Origin of the sequence: Bacillus sp. IT-79MI2 (assembly GCF_949768135.1) — a bacterium.
GTDB lineage: Bacteria > Bacillota > Bacilli > Bacillales > Bacillaceae_G > Bacillus_A > Bacillus_A pseudomycoides.
The window spans coordinates 1-226 of sequence record NZ_CATKPV010000038.1 but is presented as its reverse complement, the minus strand read 5'-3'; the positions used below and the strand labels follow the sequence as shown (position 1 = coordinate 226).

General features: G+C 36.7%; 1 protein-coding gene. It reads right to left on the bottom strand.

What is annotated here, in order from left to right; genetic code table 11:
• On the bottom strand, nucleotides 1-226 hold a 226-nt coding region (locus ACM6HU_RS02800), incomplete at both ends, for a thiol-activated cytolysin family protein (RefSeq protein ID WP_414847980.1).

The window sequence follows — 226 nt, the reverse complement described above, 5'->3', positions numbered from 1 at the left end:
ACTTGTTTCTAATTTCACGTAAATTGTTCTACCATAAGCTACATTAGACACCATAACAGGCGGAGCCACATTGCTTACCCCTTTACGAGTTAACTCGTCAAAAGTAACACTATTATCAAAAAGATCTGATGGATTGTTTGGTAGTTCTGCACTTACGGTATAAAAGATTTGCTTATATGCCGCAACCATTACTTTTTTCTCTCCATTTGCAACAGCATTAAAGTCG